Origin of the sequence: Sphingobium sp. B10D7B (assembly GCF_025961955.1) — a bacterium.
Classification (GTDB): domain Bacteria; phylum Pseudomonadota; class Alphaproteobacteria; order Sphingomonadales; family Sphingomonadaceae; genus Sphingobium.
This window is the reverse complement of sequence record NZ_JAOQOQ010000001.1, coordinates 2,759,109-2,773,878: the sequence shown is the minus strand read 5'-3', so window position 1 is coordinate 2,773,878 and position 14,770 is coordinate 2,759,109. Positions and strand designations below refer to the sequence as shown.

Below are 14,770 nucleotides of genomic sequence, written 5' to 3'. Positions count from 1 at the left end.
AGGCGGATAAGATAGAGATGTCCCCATCGGGCACGGGCCTCGGCGAGAGAGGAAAGGGCAATCTGTGAAAGCCATTATTTTTCAGGCGCTCCACACGCCGCTGGCGTTCGAGGACATTCCTGATCCCACGCCCGGCGAGGGCGAACTGGTGGTCAAGGTCGGGCGCTGCGGCATTTGCGGCAGTGATCTGCATATGACGCAGGATGCCGCTTATGGATGCAAGCATGGCGACGTTCTGGGCCATGAGTTCGCCGGCGAAGTGGTGGCGCTGGGTCGGAACACGGAGGGGCGCAAGGTGGGCGAGCTCGTCTCGGTCATCCCGCTCAAAAGCTGCGGCGACTGCGAGCATTGTCGCAAGGGCGAAGTGCAGTGGTGCCCGTCATTCGGTCTGCAGGGCGGCGGCTATGCCGATTATGCCGTCACCCGCCCGAACCAGTGCGTGCCCTTGCCTGCGGGGCTGACGCTGGCGGATGGCGCCATTATCGAGCCGTTGGCCGTGGCCCTGCACGGCGTGAACCTGTCGGGCCTGAAAACCGGTGACAAGGTACTGGTGTTGGGCGCAGGGCCGATCGGGCTTGCAGTGGCCTTCTGGGCCAAGCGGCTTGGGGCCGCCAAGGTGGCCGTGCAGGATATCTCCACCGCGCAGCAGCAGCGCGCGCACGATATGGGCGCGGACGTGTTCGTGGTGGACCCGCAGAACCCGGTCGAAAGTGCCGTGCAGGGTCTGGGCGGCATGGCCGACATCGTCTTCGAATGCGTGGGTGTGCCCGGCCTGATCGCGCAAGCCGTGGACCAGGTGCGTCCGCGCGGCACGATCCTGCTGCTGGGCCTGTGCACCAAGCCGGACACGTTCAACTCCTTCGCCATGCTCGGCAAGGAAGTGCGCCTCGTTACCAGTGCCTTCTTCACCGTGCAGGAATATGAGGCCGCCCTGGCCGCGCTGGAGCAAGGCGCCATCGCGCCCCGGCTGATGGTCACCAGCACCATTGCGCTCGCCGATACGCCCACGGTCTTCGAGGCCCTCAAACAGCGCGGCGAGCAGTGCAAGGTGCTGATCGCGCCGGGCGTCTAGGCCCTCGGCGCTAACCCAGCGTCAACGGTCAGCCGTGAGGATGGGGTGGTTCTGGCGCAGTTCATCGAGCAGGCTCTCGACCTTTGCGATATCGGAGGTCGAACCGGTCGCATCGACCATCCAGTTGCAATGGGGATGGGTCCGGAGATCGTAAATTCGGATCGGACCGACGACCTTGCGCCAGCGTTGGCGAGTGCCGCCATGGTCACGGACCAGTCGTGCAATAAGAATATCGGCCAGCTGAGATTGGGTCATGGCGCTGCCTATCTCTTGCGGCGCGGCCCGCGCAAGGGAGGAGTGAGCACCTGATCCGCAGCGCTGTCCCGCGTCATGGGCGTCATCGGCGACCAGCTTCCCCGGGCCATGAGCGCAAGCACAACGGTCGTCTCGTCCACGACGGCTAACGCATATGCTCGACCAGAAAGTCGACAAAGACGCGCACGCGGGCCGGAAGGTTGGCGCCGCCGACGAACACCGCATTGATCTGCTCGACGTCACCGGGGTTGTAGTCTTCCAGCAGCGGCACGAGCGTGCCGTTGGCGATCTCCTGCGCGACGCTGAAGGCGCCAACCCGTGCGATGCCGACGCCCTGTGCGGCGAGTTGGCCGAGCGTTTCGCCATTATTGGCTTCAATGCTCCCCTTCATCGCCAGGGAGAACGCCTCCCCGTCGCGCATGAAGGGCCAGACTGGCTCACTGCGGCGAAAGTTGAAGTTCAGGCAATTGTGCCCATGCAGATCCTCCGGCACGCGCGGGGTCCCGGCCCGCGCCAGATAATCGGGTGAGGCGATGATGACGCGGCGGCTTTCACCCAGCCTGCGCGCAGTCAGGCCGCTGTCGGCGAGCGGACCGAAGCGGATCGCAACATCGGCCTGCCCCGCCGCGACATCGACCAGCGCATCAGTCAGCGCGATGTCGACCAGAATATGGGGATAAGCCTGCGCGAAGCGGCCGAGCAGCGGCACCACGCACAACCGCCCGTGCGACAGCGCTGCGCTGATCCGCAGGCGTCCGCGCGGCAGGCCCTGATCGGCGATCTGCTGCTCGCTATCGTCGAGATCGGCAAGGATGCGCCGTGCGGCCTGGAGATAGGCGAGGCCTTCCGCCGTCGGGGTCAGCGCCCGGGTCGAGCGGAGCAGGAGCCTGACGCCCAGTCGCGCTTCGATCCTGTCGACCGCGCGGCTCACCGCCGAGGGTGTCAAGCCCACCGCGCGGCCGGCGGCGGAAAAACTGCCCCGATCGATCGCCGCGACGAATACCTCCATGGCGCGCGCGCGATCGCCACTCTCAATAACTTTTGCGTCCATAGCAAAGATCCTTGGCTCGAATGCGCACTACAACAGCGGGGCGCTGCGGTCCATTTATGAGTGGAAATCGCAATCGAAGGATCGAGCATGGATTATCGGCAACTAGGGCGCTCGGGTTTGCGCGTATCGGCCCTGAGTTTCGGCGCCGGGACGTTCGGCGGCAAGGGGCCGTTGTTCAGCGCCTGGGGACAGAGCGACGCTGCCGAAGCGCGGCGGCTGGTCGATATCTGTCTCGATGCGGGCGTGACCCTGTTCGACACCGCCGACGTCTATTCGAACGGCGCGTCGGAAGAGGTGCTGGGGTCCGCAATCAAGGGGCGGCGCGACGCCCTGATGATTTCTACCAAAACCGGCCTGCCGATGGGCGAAGGGCCGCAGGATTGGGGCGCCTCACGGGCACGGCTGATCCGCGCGGTGGAGGATGCGTTGCGGCGCCTGGGCACGGATTATATCGACTTGCTGCAACTCCATGCGCTCGATGCGTCCACCCCGGCGGAAGAGGTCATGGGCACGCTCGATAGGCTGATTGCGGCGGGCAAGCTGCGCTATGCGGGTGTCTCCAACTATCCTGGCTGGCAGGTGATGAAGGCGCAGGCCGCGGCGGATCGCCATGGCTGGCCGCGCCTTGTCGCCCATCAGGTCTATTATTCGCTGATCGGGCGCGCCTATGAGTGGGATCTGATGCCGCTCGCCGCCGACCAGGGCATCGGTGCGCTGGTGTGGAGCCCGCTCGGCTGGGGACGGCTGACCGGGAAGATTGGGCGTGGCCGACCGATTCCCCCGGGCAGTCGTTTGAATGAGACAGAGCAATTCGCGCCGCCGGTTGCGGAGGACCATCTCTATCGCGTGATCGGCGCGCTGGAGGCGGTCGCAGCCGAAACCGGCAGGTCCGTGCCGCAGGTCGCGATCAATTGGCTGCTGGGGCGGCCGACCGTGTCCTCCGTCATCATCGGCGCCCGGGATGAGGCCCAGTTGCGTGAAAATCTGCGTGCGGTCGGCTGGGCTCTGACGCCTGAACAGATTGCCGCGCTGGATGCGGCCAGCGCCGTCATGCCGCCCTATCCGCATACGCCCTACCGCCAGCAGGACGGCTTTGCCCTGCTCAATCCCCCCATGGTCTGACGGGAGTGAACCTTTTGAAACTGAATCCCGGCATCATCGCACTGGCGATCGGCGCGTTCGGCATCGGCGTGACCGAGTTCGCACCCATGGGTCTGCTCCCGGTCATCGCCGGCGATCTTGGCGTGTCGATCCCAACCGCGGGCCTGCTCATCAGCGCCTATGCGTTCGGCGTGATGCTGGGCGCGCCATTGATGACCCTGACCACTGGCCGGGTACCGCGCCGCACGCTGCTCATTGCGCTCGCCGGCATCTTCACGCTCGGCAACCTGTTGGCTGCGATCTCGACCGGATACGGGATGCTGCTGGCGGCGCGGCTCGTCACCTCGCTCAACCACGGCGCCTTTTTCGGCGTCGGGGCGATCGTGGCCGCAAGCCTCGTGCCGCCCGAGCGCAAGGCTGGTGCAGTCGCGGCAATGTTCATGGGGCTGACGATCGCCAATGTCGTCGGCGTCCCGCTCGCGACCTGGGCGGGCGAGCATCTGGGCTGGCGGATGTCGTTCTGGGGGATCGCCGGACTGGGCGTTGCCACCATCGCCGCGCTGCGGCTGACCCTGCCGATCTTGCCTGCGCCCCGAGGCGGCAATGCCATTGCCGAGCTGCGCGTGCTGAAGCGCGGCCCGGTGCTCGCCGCCTTGGCGCTGACCGTGATCGGATCGAGCGGCATGTTCACCGTGTTCACCTATATCGCGCCCATCCTCCGTGCAGAAACGCATGCGTCGCTCGGGTTCGTGACGGCGATGCTGGTGACCTATGGCGTCGGGCTCACGGTGGGCAACTGGCTGGGCGGCATCTTCGCGGATCGTTCGGTCGATCGCACATTGATGGTGACGCTCGCCGGGCTGGCGCTGGTGCTGGTTGCGTTCGCGGTCCTGATGCCCTTCGCCGCGCCAACCGCGATCCTGATCTTTCTCTGGGGCGTCGCAAGTTTCGCGCTCGTCCCGCCGCTTCAGGTGCGGGTGATGGCTGCCGCAGCGGATGCGCCCAATCTGGCGTCCGCTGTCAACATCGGCGCCTTCAACCTCGGCAACGCGATCGGCGCCGCGATCGGTGGCGCTGTCATCGCCGCGGGACTTGGCTATCGCGCTGTCGCCCTGGCAGGGGCCGGCGCCGCAGTCATCGGCCTGATCGCCGTCGTGGCCGCGGTGTGGACATCGCAGGCCCCTCAACGTCAGGAACCGAAAATTTGCGATGCTTGAACGGTGTTGAGACGCGACCACCTCTCTGCCACGGAACGGTCATTCCGGCAGAGCACTTGCTTATCGCCGGTCCTCTATTCATGCTTCGGGCACGATCATGTGATGGAGCGGCCGATGGCAGGGCATCGTATCTATTCAGTCAGCGTCGCGAGCGTCTACCCTCTCTATGTCGCCAAGGCAGCCAAGAAGGGGCGCACAAAGGAAGAGGTGGACGAGATCTTGCGCTGGCTGACGGGGCACAGCCAAGAGTCCCTCGATAGCGTGCTGGCCGCCGGCACCTCATTCGAGGACTTCTTTGCAACCGCCCCCTGCATGAATCCCGCGCGTTCCCTGATCACCGGCGTAGTCTGCGGGGTGCGCGTCGAGACGATCGAGGAGGGCACCATGCGCGAAATCCGCTATCTCGATAAACTGATCGACGAACTCGCGAAGGGCAGGGGCATGGAAAAAATCCTGCGCGGATAGAATGATGGAGAAAGCCGCACCGTTGAACACGTGCGCGGAACTGGCTCCTGCGGCCTCCGTTTCCAAAACAGAAACGGAGAAGACACATGGAAGAACCCAACCCTCGACAAAAGCCGGAACGGGATCGGTCTATGCCGGACGGCAGGCCCGAGCCGTCCAACCCCTCGGTCGTCCCGAACACCGATAAGCCACAAGGCCGCGAGCGCGATTATATTGAGGATGGCCAGCGAAAGGCCGAGCGCGACGAAAAGCAGATGCGGGATGCAGGTTTTGGCTCCGAGATAGGCGCCGAATAACCTAGCAGCACTTGCCTCCGCCAGCGCCTCCATAACGCGCCTGCTCACGGTTGCGGAAAAACTCGGTCCGCGTCATCGGTACCGCCTGGGGATGGTGACGCGCCATATGGGCCAGATAGGCCTCATAAGGCGGTTGCCCGACCATCAAGCGCGCGGTGGCGCGCAGCCGATGCCACAGGCCGCTCATTCCGCCGGCACCATCTGGGCCGGGGCTTCATGTGCCGTCGGAGCGGGATTGCGCAGGCTCGCCAGACAGGTCCGGATAGTGAAGAAGAGCAGCGAGAGCACGACGGCGACGAACAGCGCGCAAAGACCGGCATCGATCCGATCATTGAAGATAATCGCGTTCATCTCCGCCATGGATTTCGCCGGGGCCAGAACTTCGCCCCGCGCGGCGGCGTCCGAAAAGCGCCGGGCATGTGCGAGGAAGCCGACGGCCGGATCGCTCGACAGGAGCTTGAGCGCGCCGGCGCTCAGCGTGCAGACCAGCAGCCAGAGTGTGGGCACCACGGTCACCCAGGCGAACCGGTGCTGCTTCATCCGGAAGAGAACCACGGTAGAAAGCATCAGTGCGACGGCCGCGAGCATCTGGTTCGAGATGCCAAACACCGGCCAGAGCGTGTTCACGCCGCCAAGCGGATCGGTGACGCCTTGATAGAGGAAGAAGCCCCAGCTGGCCACGCACAGACCGGTCGCGATCACCCCCGGCAGCAGGGCGTTGCCCGCGCGGAATGAGGGGACGGCAAGGCCGATCAGATCCTGCAGCATGAAGCGGCCGGCGCGCGTCCCGGCATCGACGGCCGTCAGAATGAACAGCGCCTCGAACAGGATGGCGAAATGATACCAGAAGGCCTTCATTGCCGGCCCGCCGACGACATGGCTGAAAATCTCGGCCATGGCGACGGCGAGGGTCGGCGCGCCACCGGTTCGCGACACGATGCTGTGCTCACCGACGTCGCGGGCGGTCTGGGCCAATGTGTCGGCTGAGACCGGAAAGCCCATGGCGGTGACCGCGGCCGCTGCGCTCACGGGATCGCCGCCGGTGATCGCGGCCGGACTGTTCATCGCGAAATAGATGCCCGGATCGAGGATCGAGGCGCCCACCAGCGCCATGATCGCCACGAACGCTTCCATCAGCATCGCGCCATAGCCGATAAAGGGCGCATCGGTTTCGGCCGCGATGAGCTTGGGCGTCGTGCCGCTGGAGATGAGCGCATGGAAGCCTGAGACGGCGCCGCAGGCGATGGTGATAAACAGGAAGGGGAAGAGGCCACCCGACCAGACCGGACCGCCCCCGCCGACGAACTGGGTCAGCGCCGGCATCCGCAGCGGCGGGGCCATGACGACAATGCCGATCGCCAGCGCGGCGATTGCGCCGATCTTGAGGAAGGTCGACAGATAATCGCGCGGCGCCAGCAGCAGCCACACCGGCAGGATGGAGGCGACGGCGCCATAGCCGATGAGGATCCAGCAGAGCTGCGTGGGCGTGAAGGTGAAGATCGGCCCCCAAACGGGGGAAGCGGCAACCGATTGCCCATACACGATGGCGAGTATCAGCCCCACGAAACCGAGCAGCGAGACCTCGCCAATGCGACCGGGGCGGATCCAGCGTGTGTAGATGCCCATCAAAAGGGCGAGGGGAATGGTGGCGGCGACGGTGAACATGCCCCAGGGGCTCTCCGCCAGTGCGCGCACGACGATGAGGGCGAGCACTGCGAGGATGATGACCATGATCAGGAAGGCGCCGGCCAGCGCGATCGTGCCGGCGACCGGCCCCATCTCCATGCGGACCAGTTCACCGAGCGATTTTCCGTCGCGCCGCATCGAGATGAACAGCACCATGAAATCCTGCACCGCGCCGGCCAGCACGACGCCGCAGATGATCCAGAGCGTGCCGGGTAGATAGCCCATCTGCGCCGCGAGCACCGGGCCGACCAGGGGGCCGGCGCCGGCAATGGCCGCAAAATGATGGCCAAAGAGGACGCGGCGATCCGTGGGGACATAATCCAGCCCGTCGCCCCGATACTGGGCGGGCGTGGCGCGAGCAGGATCGAGCCGCATGACGTGCCGGGCGATGTAGAGCGCATAATAACGATAGGCGACGAGGAAGATACTGACCGCGGCGATCACAATCCACAGCGCGTTGACCGCCTCGCCGCGTGCCGTGGCGACGATGCCGAGACAGACGGCGCCGATGATCGCGAGGATGATCCAGAAAATATGCTTCACCATGTCCGCCCCTCGATATCCAATCCTGGATTCGCCGCAATGCCCCGTTGTACGCATGGTTTGTCGTAAGCGCGAAATACACGCTTTCCAAGCCGGCCCCGCCGGCTTTCGCTCGCGCCCCGGAAAGGCTATGACAGAGTAGGGGCTGGTGCGCAGTGGCGCTGGTGTTCCCTCGAGATGAGTGTCCCCCGATCAATTTCTGGCCCAGCGGGGTTGCAGAGTCGACTTCGAGGCCAGCGATCGCGACGCTACCTCAAGAACCCGTTCGACAATGGTGAGCGCGCCGATCGCAAATGTCGGCACCAACAGCACCTATGGCAACACGGCGGCATTCTATCTCGTTGACCCCGGGCTGACGCTAGAGTGCATGGGCCGGCAGGAGCAAGGGCACCGCAGGCTGAACGTCAGCGGGCGGCGTTTAGAGCAACGGATAAGAGTGGGATCAGGCAAACTGAATTACTTGCAGTACAAAGCGCCGAGTTCCGCCCGCATTCCTTGCCTTATCCGTCCTCCGGCGATGACCGGCCTTCGCGCTGACGAACCTGCTTCAGAATTACACGCAATCGGCGTAAAACCGTGCTGCTACATCAGGGTGGGATCTCAAGCGCGCCTTGAGGTGGTTCATGCCGACGTCGCGAAACAGTGGGTTGTCGGGGTCTGAACTCACCCCGCGTTCGACTGCGCGGAGTTCGGGGGGCAGTTCGATCAGGGGGATGCTGCCTTCGTGGCTCGCGCCGAGAAAGAACGGAATGGAATAGCGCGCCGTGCCGGGCTCTGGTGAGGTGGCGCAATGGACGTCTGCGTGGACGAAGCCGTTGGTGGCCAGTTCAAGCAGTTCTCCGGTGTTCACGACGAATGTGCCCGGCACAGGCGGCGCATCGATCCACGATCCGTCCTCATGCTGGACCTGCAGACCCGGCAGCACGTCTTGCAGTAAGATGGTGATCAGCCCGCCATCCTTATGGGCGCCGACGCCCTGTTTCGACGTGGCTTGATCGCGACCGGGATAGCGCACGATCTTGAGATGCTGGCGTGGGCCCGACTTGTACATGGGCGCAAAGGCATCTTCGTTCTGGCCGAGCGCCAGGGCGATCGCGCGGAGGACTTCGATCCCGACCCGCGTCACCTCCGCCTGATAGGCCAGAATGATGCCGCGCATCTCCGGCAGGGCATCGGGCCACTGGTTGGGCCCAATGGCGCGATGCCAGGCGGGTGTGTCGGGGCCAGTGGGCAGCGGGGCTTCCTCGCGGTCGAAATCCACCTGCTCGCGCCAGTCGGGCTTACCGCCTGTCAGTTCCATGCCGGCCCGGCAATAGCCCCGGAAATGCGGCGATCTGATCATTTCAATGGCGAGCTTGTCTTCCTCCGGCAATGCGAAGAACTGCTTGGAGACGGCGAGGGCTGCGGCGCACAGCGCGGGGTCGACGCCATGACCCTTAAGGTAGAAGAAGCCGAAACGGTGCAGAACGCTCCTCAGATGTGCGATCAGCATCTCACGGTCTCGCGCGCAGCCTTGCAGTCTGGAGATGTCCACGACCGGCAGGGTGTCAGGCAGATCGGCACCCTGTGCGGGTTGATCGTCAACGCCGGCTTTTTCGGCCGCAAGATCTGAAAGAACGTCCAACATCATACTCTCCATTTGTGTCGCCAAGCGTGCAGTCATTGTCCAGGCGGGCAATGATCGCGTTGGCTGATCCATGGTGTTGATTTTGAACGACCGTGTCGGTGGGTAAACCACATTCGTTCCCACCGTCGTTGGGATAAATCCCACCTTTCGAAAATTATGAATCTATATTTCCAGTGATGGAAATATATTCAGAAATAGAAGAGATTTACATCGGATTTGAGCTGCGTCTGAATCTCTTCAATATGGTGACGGAAGAGATTTGGCGCGAGGTAGATCGCCTTGCCACAAGTCGCGCAGCACAGGTCGCGTTTGGGCGTCTCCAGTGGCTGGTGGGCCACAAGGTCTGGCGTCAGGCTGCAACAGGCGCAGCCGCCGGCACTCGAAAATCTTTCGAGCTGATCAATCATCTCCTGTGTCCAGTGCGCGTGGCAGAATGGGCAGGTCGCGTGATTATCCATATGTCTTCTTTCCATGGCTATCCCAGGTCTGCGCGACGGGAGATGATGTAGGCTTCGTTCTGGAACCACAGCCCGCCATATTTGCGCAGCGTCTGGCGGGTGGCCTCGAGATAGCGATCGCTGTTCATCGCCACGGACAGCCGGTCGTCTTCGATCTGCGCCACGTAGCTGGCGGCATTCCAGGCCGCGAGCAGCGTGGAGGAGCCGATCGACTGATCGATTTCGGTATCCAGCGTCTGGATGCCATAGCGAAACACCGAGCGCTCATCGGGTAGATCGTGAAGCTGGAATTTGCGCGCGTCACGGCCGAGTTCGGCCTGGACAGCGGCCATCAGTATCTGCCGCTTGTGGACGAAGGGGGCTTCGTCCGGCCAAATGGTCTGAATCAACTCCATGCCCGGATCGTCACCAAAGGAATGCACGCCCATCAGCTGCCCGCTCAGGCGCAACGCGCGGGCGAGCGGCGCGACGATCTTCTCCGCCTTGAAGGACAGCTCTGCCCGCGCGCTATAGGGTTGGGACAGTAGTACGAAGTCGAAATCGGCACTGGCCCGGCCCCGACGTGGAATGACCGCGTCGAGCGCGAACCGATGGTCGCGGCGGTACAGGATGAGGACGGCGGGGACTTCATGCAGCGGGCGCCCTGTGGCGGCACTGCGGCGCACGCGCCAGTTGCGTTCCAGAAATGGCTGAAGCTCGGCGATCGCCTCCTCGAAATCGCCGGCGGTGGTGCCATCGAGCGGCACTTCTTCCCAGACCATCCGGCTGGCGTCCACAGGATTGCGCGGGTTGAGCCAAGGGGCCTCGGTATAGGGCAGGTTGGTGACGACCAGCACCGTCGCCGGATGCTCCTGAAACCTGTCGGGCATTTTCTCCAGCATCAGTCGAACGTTTTCGAGGCTGATTTCCTTCGCGACGATGTAGAAAGGTAGCCAAGCGTAACGGCGGTGCGCGCCGCGCAGAAGCCGGGTAAGTGCGGTTCCATCGCCGGCGCCCCCATCGAACAAGCGGATCGCGGGCGGACGGGGCTGGGCAAGGGCCAATTGCTGCAACGCGCGGTCGGCGATCACCTGCTTTTCCGATGAGGTGTTCACGAACATCAGATATTTCTGGCGGTTGTCGTAGAAGCGGAAGCTGTGCTCGACGCTCATCTCGGCGCGACCGATAATGGCCGATCGCAACGTCGCTGCCGATGGCCCGCCCTGCTCGGCGATGAAGCGGTGGACCCGTTCTACCGTCTGGAGCGTCACGCGGCCGCCCTGCTGCAGGCGGCTGACGAACTTGCCGTCGTTGACAGCCTGCCGCCCGAATGTCGTCTGGGCGATCTTCAGCCGCTTGCAGGCTTCTTCGACCTGAGCCAGCAGGGTCTCGGCATCGGTCATGCCGCTACCATCGCATCTCGGGCACTGGCCAGTCCGTGCCGATGGGCGGCAGGCGCAGCAGGCGGGTTGCAGTGCCGCCGAAAATCAGGCGCTTGTCCGCAAGGCTCAGCCGGTCGCTCCGCAGCAGAAAGTTGAGGCTCTCGGCATAGGTCAGTCCGCGGCGCCGTGGGCGGGCACCGCGGGGAAGATCGGCCGTGCGCAAGCGCGTATAATCGCTGGCCCACATGATCCGCTCCGCGCCGAACGCGGCAATCAACTGGTCGAGCCGCGGCCACAGATCCTCGAACGGGTAAGACTCTTCCGACAGGAGCGGGGCGCCGCAGAGCTTCACGGCAATGTTGGAGTAGCGGGCAAGGTCGAGCAGGTCGGGGAAGGTCGCCCAGGACATCGTCTCGGGCGGCGACACGGGGTGCTGCGCGACGCCGATATGGTCGATGATCAGCGTCAAGGTGGGATGCCGTTCGGCAATCTCCGCCATGCGCGCGCATCCGCCGTGGGTGGAGTTGAAGATGGGCAGGCCGACCTCTTCTGCCGCCGCATAAAGGGTATCGAACTTTCCGGTATCGAACTCTGGGCGCATTTCCGCTGTCGCGAAGTTTCCGACCAATGCGCGCCCTGCCACCATGGCGGGATTGGCTGCGACCTTGCGGACAGCAGGGCCGAAGTCGTCGACGATCGGGAAGAAGGTATGGACCCCCGGAAAGCGCCCCGGGAAGAGGGTGCTGGCGAGTTCGATAAACGCGTCGTCGGTGACGGCGAGCGCCCGGTCGACGCCGATCGCGTCCATCGCTTCGCGCGCGAGTTCGATCTGCATCCTTGTCAACAGGTGCATGTCTGCCCCGTCCAGCCGAACTGCAGGAAAAGGCTCATGGATTTGCGCGTCGATGATTTCGAGCGTGTCGATCGGGGCCATGCAGTCGGGGTCTCCTCCGTGGGTCTGACCTTGCGCGCTCATTGCCCGGCCTCCAGCGCCATCCGGTCGACGCTGCGGGCGAATGGCTTGAGGCCCTGCCAGGTGATCAAAAGTGTCAATGGGCCAAGCAGGGCAGTGCTGAGCGAGATGGAGTAGTTGAGCAGTTGCGGATCGCGGAAGAGATAGTCCGTCAGGATCGCGACGAGGAGCGGGCCCACCGCAAAGGCCAGAACATTGGTGCAGAACTGGCTCACCGAACTGACCTGCGCGCGCATGCTGTTGGGCGTGACAAGCTGGAAGGCGGCGATAGCAGGGCCGGCGCCCATGGCGGAAACGAACACGGCGACCGATTGAAGCGTCAGCACTATCCAGGGATTGGGCAGCAGCGGCGCGACGATGTAGCAGGGCACCGACACGCACAGGCCGTAGAAGACGATGCGCAGATTAGCGTCGGAGCGCCCCTGCTTCATCCAGCGTTCCGAGACGCGCGCGCCGAGCAGCAGGGCGATGGGCGAGAGGACCATGGCGATCCCGCCCGTGATCATGCCGACATCGGACAGCTCCCAGCCGAATTCGCGGTGGTAGAGCGTTGGCATCCATTGCGAGATCCCCATAACCATCAGCAGCTTCATGGCGAGGCCGCCGATCGCAGCGAGATAGACGCGCCAGTCATCGCGCATGAAGCGGGCGACATCCTTCACCGGGACGCTTTTCAGCTTACGGCCTTTCAGTCCACGCCGCGCTGGTTCCTTGGTGGTCAGCACGACGAGCGCCCAGATGAGGCCCGGCGCGCCGACGATGATGAAGGCCCACTGCCAGGGGCGGATCGTGCCGCCGAAGGGCAGGCTGACGGTCGGGAAGTGTTCGACCATCGCGAGCACCGCGCCGCCCATGAAGAGGGCAAGGCCCGTGCCCACCGTCGCGCCGATGGAAAGCACACCGGTTCCAAAGGCCACCTTTTCCCGTGGGTAGGAGTCCGTCACGATCGACCAGGTCGCCGGGCCATAGCCCGACTCGCCGGCGCCGATGCCCATGCGCGCGAGGAAGAGATGCGTGTAGTTTTGAGCCAGACCGCACAGCATCGTGGCACCGCTCCAGAAAGCGATGCAGGCGGCGACGATGTTGCGGCGGTTGCGGGTGTCCGCGATGCGGGCGATGGGCAGGCCGGCGATTGCATAGGTCAGCGAAAAGGCCGCGCCCAGCAACAGAGCCGCCTGCGTATCGGAAATGCCGAAATCGCGCTGCACGGGCAGGATCAGCAATGCGAGAACCTGACGATCCACGACCGTGAACAGGACGACGACCGTCAGCACGAAGAGCGAATAATGCGCTTGCCCGCGGGTCGGCATGTCCGTGTCATCTGCCGGCGCGCCAAGCGTGGGACCAGCGGTTGCTTGGGAAACGCCAGGATCATGCGCATCGTGATGGACAGTCAAAAATCGTCTCCCAAAGCCGGTTGTTTTCTATCTTCTATCCGCATGTCGATTCAGAATGCAGCGCCGTAGATTTGGCGCGCGTCACGCCATTCGACGGGGCGCACATTGCGGTCCAGCAAGCGGGTGACGGTCATTGCGCTATCCGTCATCCGGTCCAGCGCATCGGCCGGCACGCCATGGTCGGAGAGGCGCATGGGCACGCCGCAATCGCGGCACAATCCTTCGATTAAACGCAGCCCTGCGCGCGCGATCTCGGCCGTCGTTCCGTTGCCATCCGCGCCAGCCGCCATCGCGATGTCGGCATAGCGTGCCTCCGCTGCTGGCAGGTTGAAGGCGAGGACGTGCGGCAGAAGGATGGCGTTCGACACGCCGTGGGCGACATGGAACTCACCGCCGAGCGGATAAGCCAGCGCATGAACGGCGGCCGTGTTCACCGGGCCAAGGCATAGGCCCCCATAGAAGCTGGCCCGCGCCATGTCCGTCCGCGCTTGCACATCGCTGCCATTGCGCACGGCGTTGAGCAAACTGCGGAAGACCAGCCGCACGCCCGCCAACGCGAAGGTATCGATCACCGGGTGGGCAAAGCGGTTGGCATAAGCTTCGATGCAATGAGTCAGCGCGTCTAGCCCGGTCGCAGCAGTGACGGCGGGCGGCATCGACATCGTGAGCATCGGGTCGATATAGGCGGCATCCGGCACCAGATGCTCGCTCACCACGCCCTTCTTGAGCAGGTCATTCTCATCCAGCAGGATGGCAATGGGCGAAACCTCGCTGCCGGTGCCGGCGGTGGTCGGGATGCACGCGAGCCAGCATCTGCGCGGGCCAGACAGGCCGTCGCGCTGAACATCCGCGATCGTCTGGCGGCCATCCAGCAGGGCGGCGGCGAGTTTCCCAAGATCCATCGAGCTGCCGCCGCCGATGCCGATGACGGCATCTGCGGCCCGACTTTGGGCTGTCGCCAGCAAGGCCTCGAAGTCGCTTACGGATGGCTCGCTGCCGCTGTCGCACCAGATTTCGGTGCGCAAGCCTTGCGCCCGCAAGGGGCCGGCGACCCGCTCCGCGGCGTCGCGTACCGGTGGCGTCGTCACGATAAGGGCAGACTTCGAACCGATCTTGAGAAGATCATCGACCAACCGCGCCGACACATCCGGCCCGAAATGGAGGAGCGCCACCTGTTTCATGCTGATCTGCTGGGGACTCATGGTCGGCGCGTTCCTGACGGTGATTTTGCAGGATCGGGATGACATGGCCTGCCGGGCGGCACTTAC

The 14,770-nt window shown here is 64.2% G+C and carries 15 protein-coding genes; 5 read left to right on the top strand and 10 right to left on the bottom strand.

From position 1 onward, the window contains the following. Positions 1–64: 64 nt before the first annotated feature. The gene (locus M2331_RS13120) at positions 65–1,072 is read left to right on the top strand and encodes an alcohol dehydrogenase catalytic domain-containing protein (RefSeq protein WP_181560688.1); all 1,008 of its coding nucleotides are present in this window, start codon (positions 65–67) and stop codon (positions 1,070–1,072) included. A 21-nt stretch (positions 1,073–1,093) separates the two neighbouring features. Here M2331_RS13120 and M2331_RS13115 read toward each other — a convergent pair whose 3' ends face one another. Then, positions 1,094–1,327, bottom strand: a complete 234-nt coding sequence (locus M2331_RS13115) for a hypothetical protein (protein WP_181560687.1) — start codon at positions 1,325–1,327, stop codon at positions 1,094–1,096. A gap of 145 nt (positions 1,328–1,472) precedes the next feature. Continuing rightward, complete coding sequence (locus M2331_RS13110) at positions 1,473–2,378, bottom strand: LysR substrate-binding domain-containing protein (protein ID WP_181560686.1); 906 nt, start codon at positions 2,376–2,378, stop codon at positions 1,473–1,475. 87 nt (positions 2,379–2,465) lie between these two features. Here M2331_RS13110 and M2331_RS13105 point away from each other — a divergent pair, with 87 nt between their 5' ends. The 4 genes from M2331_RS13105 (at position 2,466) to M2331_RS13090 (ending at position 5,457) form a co-directional block, all read left to right on the top strand. Continuing rightward, positions 2,466–3,500: an aldo/keto reductase gene (locus M2331_RS13105; protein ID WP_181560685.1), complete on the top strand. Its 1,035-nt coding sequence runs from the start codon at positions 2,466–2,468 to the stop codon at positions 3,498–3,500. Positions 3,501–3,514: 14 nt separating this feature from the next. Beyond that, positions 3,515–4,696, top strand: a complete 1,182-nt coding sequence (locus M2331_RS13100) for an MFS transporter (RefSeq protein WP_181560684.1) — start codon at positions 3,515–3,517, stop codon at positions 4,694–4,696. 114 nt (positions 4,697–4,810) lie between these two features. Beyond that, positions 4,811–5,161 (top strand): DUF2200 domain-containing protein, encoded by a 351-nt coding sequence (locus M2331_RS13095; RefSeq protein WP_181560683.1) that lies wholly within the window; start codon positions 4,811–4,813, stop codon positions 5,159–5,161. A gap of 86 nt (positions 5,162–5,247) precedes the next feature. Then, positions 5,248–5,457: a hypothetical protein gene (locus M2331_RS13090; protein ID WP_181560682.1), complete on the top strand. Its 210-nt coding sequence runs from the start codon at positions 5,248–5,250 to the stop codon at positions 5,455–5,457. A gap of 1 nt (position 5,458) precedes the next feature. Here the strand turns inward: M2331_RS13090 and M2331_RS13085 are convergent, their stop codons facing one another. The 8 genes from M2331_RS13085 to M2331_RS13050 form a co-directional block, all read right to left on the bottom strand. Then, positions 5,459–5,644, bottom strand: a complete 186-nt coding sequence (locus M2331_RS13085) for a YbdD/YjiX family protein (protein WP_181560681.1) — start codon at positions 5,642–5,644, stop codon at positions 5,459–5,461. After that, on the bottom strand, positions 5,641–7,689 hold the full coding sequence (locus M2331_RS13080) for a carbon starvation CstA family protein (protein WP_181560680.1): 2,049 nt from the start codon (positions 7,687–7,689) through the stop codon (positions 5,641–5,643). The genes M2331_RS13085 and M2331_RS13080 overlap by 4 nt, the downstream gene beginning before the upstream one ends. A 550-nt stretch (positions 7,690–8,239) precedes the next feature. Next, positions 8,240–9,385, bottom strand: coding sequence for an isopenicillin N synthase family dioxygenase (locus M2331_RS13075; protein ID WP_220128561.1), 1,146 nt, complete (start codon positions 9,383–9,385; stop codon positions 8,240–8,242). Positions 9,386–9,501: 116 nt separating this feature from the next. After that, positions 9,502–9,771: a hypothetical protein gene (locus M2331_RS13070; RefSeq protein WP_181560679.1), complete on the bottom strand. Its 270-nt coding sequence runs from the start codon at positions 9,769–9,771 to the stop codon at positions 9,502–9,504. A gap of 17 nt (positions 9,772–9,788) precedes the next feature. Further along, positions 9,789–11,153 carry a hypothetical protein gene (locus tag M2331_RS13065; protein ID WP_181560678.1) on the bottom strand — a complete coding sequence of 455 codons (1,365 nt, stop codon included), beginning with the start codon at positions 11,151–11,153 and terminating at the stop codon, positions 9,789–9,791. 4 nt (positions 11,154–11,157) lie between these two features. Then, on the bottom strand, positions 11,158–12,066 hold the full coding sequence (locus M2331_RS13060) for an amidohydrolase family protein (protein ID WP_181560677.1): 909 nt from the start codon (positions 12,064–12,066) through the stop codon (positions 11,158–11,160). 38 nt (positions 12,067–12,104) lie between these two features. Beyond that, a complete protein-coding gene (locus M2331_RS13055; protein WP_181560676.1) occupies positions 12,105–13,502 on the bottom strand; it encodes a spinster family MFS transporter in 1,398 nt (465 codons plus the stop codon). Positions 13,503–13,552: 50 nt separating this feature from the next. After that, positions 13,553–14,704, bottom strand: a complete 1,152-nt coding sequence (locus M2331_RS13050; RefSeq protein WP_181560675.1) for an iron-containing alcohol dehydrogenase — start codon at positions 14,702–14,704, stop codon at positions 13,553–13,555. Between the last annotated feature and the right edge of the window lie 66 nt (positions 14,705–14,770).

What these genes read in the sequence shown, in the direction of transcription:
- M2331_RS13115 (WP_181560687.1), bottom strand. Translation starts at nt 1,327, where the DNA reads ATGACCCAATCTCAGCTGGCCGATATTCTTATTGCACGACTGGTCCGT.
- M2331_RS13090 (WP_181560682.1), top strand. Translation starts at nt 5,248, where the DNA reads ATGGAAGAACCCAACCCTCGACAAAAGCCGGAACGGGATCGGTCTATG.
- M2331_RS13095 (WP_181560683.1), top strand. Translation starts at nt 4,811, where the DNA reads ATGGCAGGGCATCGTATCTATTCAGTCAGCGTCGCGAGCGTCTACCCT.
- M2331_RS13080 (WP_181560680.1), bottom strand. Translation starts at nt 7,689, where the DNA reads ATGGTGAAGCATATTTTCTGGATCATCCTCGCGATCATCGGCGCCGTC.
- M2331_RS13070 (WP_181560679.1), bottom strand. Translation starts at nt 9,771, where the DNA reads ATGGATAATCACGCGACCTGCCCATTCTGCCACGCGCACTGGACACAG.
- M2331_RS13065 (WP_181560678.1), bottom strand. Translation starts at nt 11,153, where the DNA reads ATGACCGATGCCGAGACCCTGCTGGCTCAGGTCGAAGAAGCCTGCAAG.
- M2331_RS13110 (WP_181560686.1), bottom strand. Translation starts at nt 2,378, where the DNA reads ATGGACGCAAAAGTTATTGAGAGTGGCGATCGCGCGCGCGCCATGGAG.
- M2331_RS13060 (WP_181560677.1), bottom strand. Translation starts at nt 12,066, where the DNA reads ATGGCCCCGATCGACACGCTCGAAATCATCGACGCGCAAATCCATGAG.
- M2331_RS13105 (WP_181560685.1), top strand. Translation starts at nt 2,466, where the DNA reads ATGGATTATCGGCAACTAGGGCGCTCGGGTTTGCGCGTATCGGCCCTG.
- M2331_RS13085 (WP_181560681.1), bottom strand. Translation starts at nt 5,644, where the DNA reads ATGAGCGGCCTGTGGCATCGGCTGCGCGCCACCGCGCGCTTGATGGTC.
- M2331_RS13075 (WP_220128561.1), bottom strand. Translation starts at nt 9,385, where the DNA reads ATGGATCAGCCAACGCGATCATTGCCCGCCTGGACAATGACTGCACGC.
- M2331_RS13050 (WP_181560675.1), bottom strand. Translation starts at nt 14,704, where the DNA reads ATGAGTCCCCAGCAGATCAGCATGAAACAGGTGGCGCTCCTCCATTTC.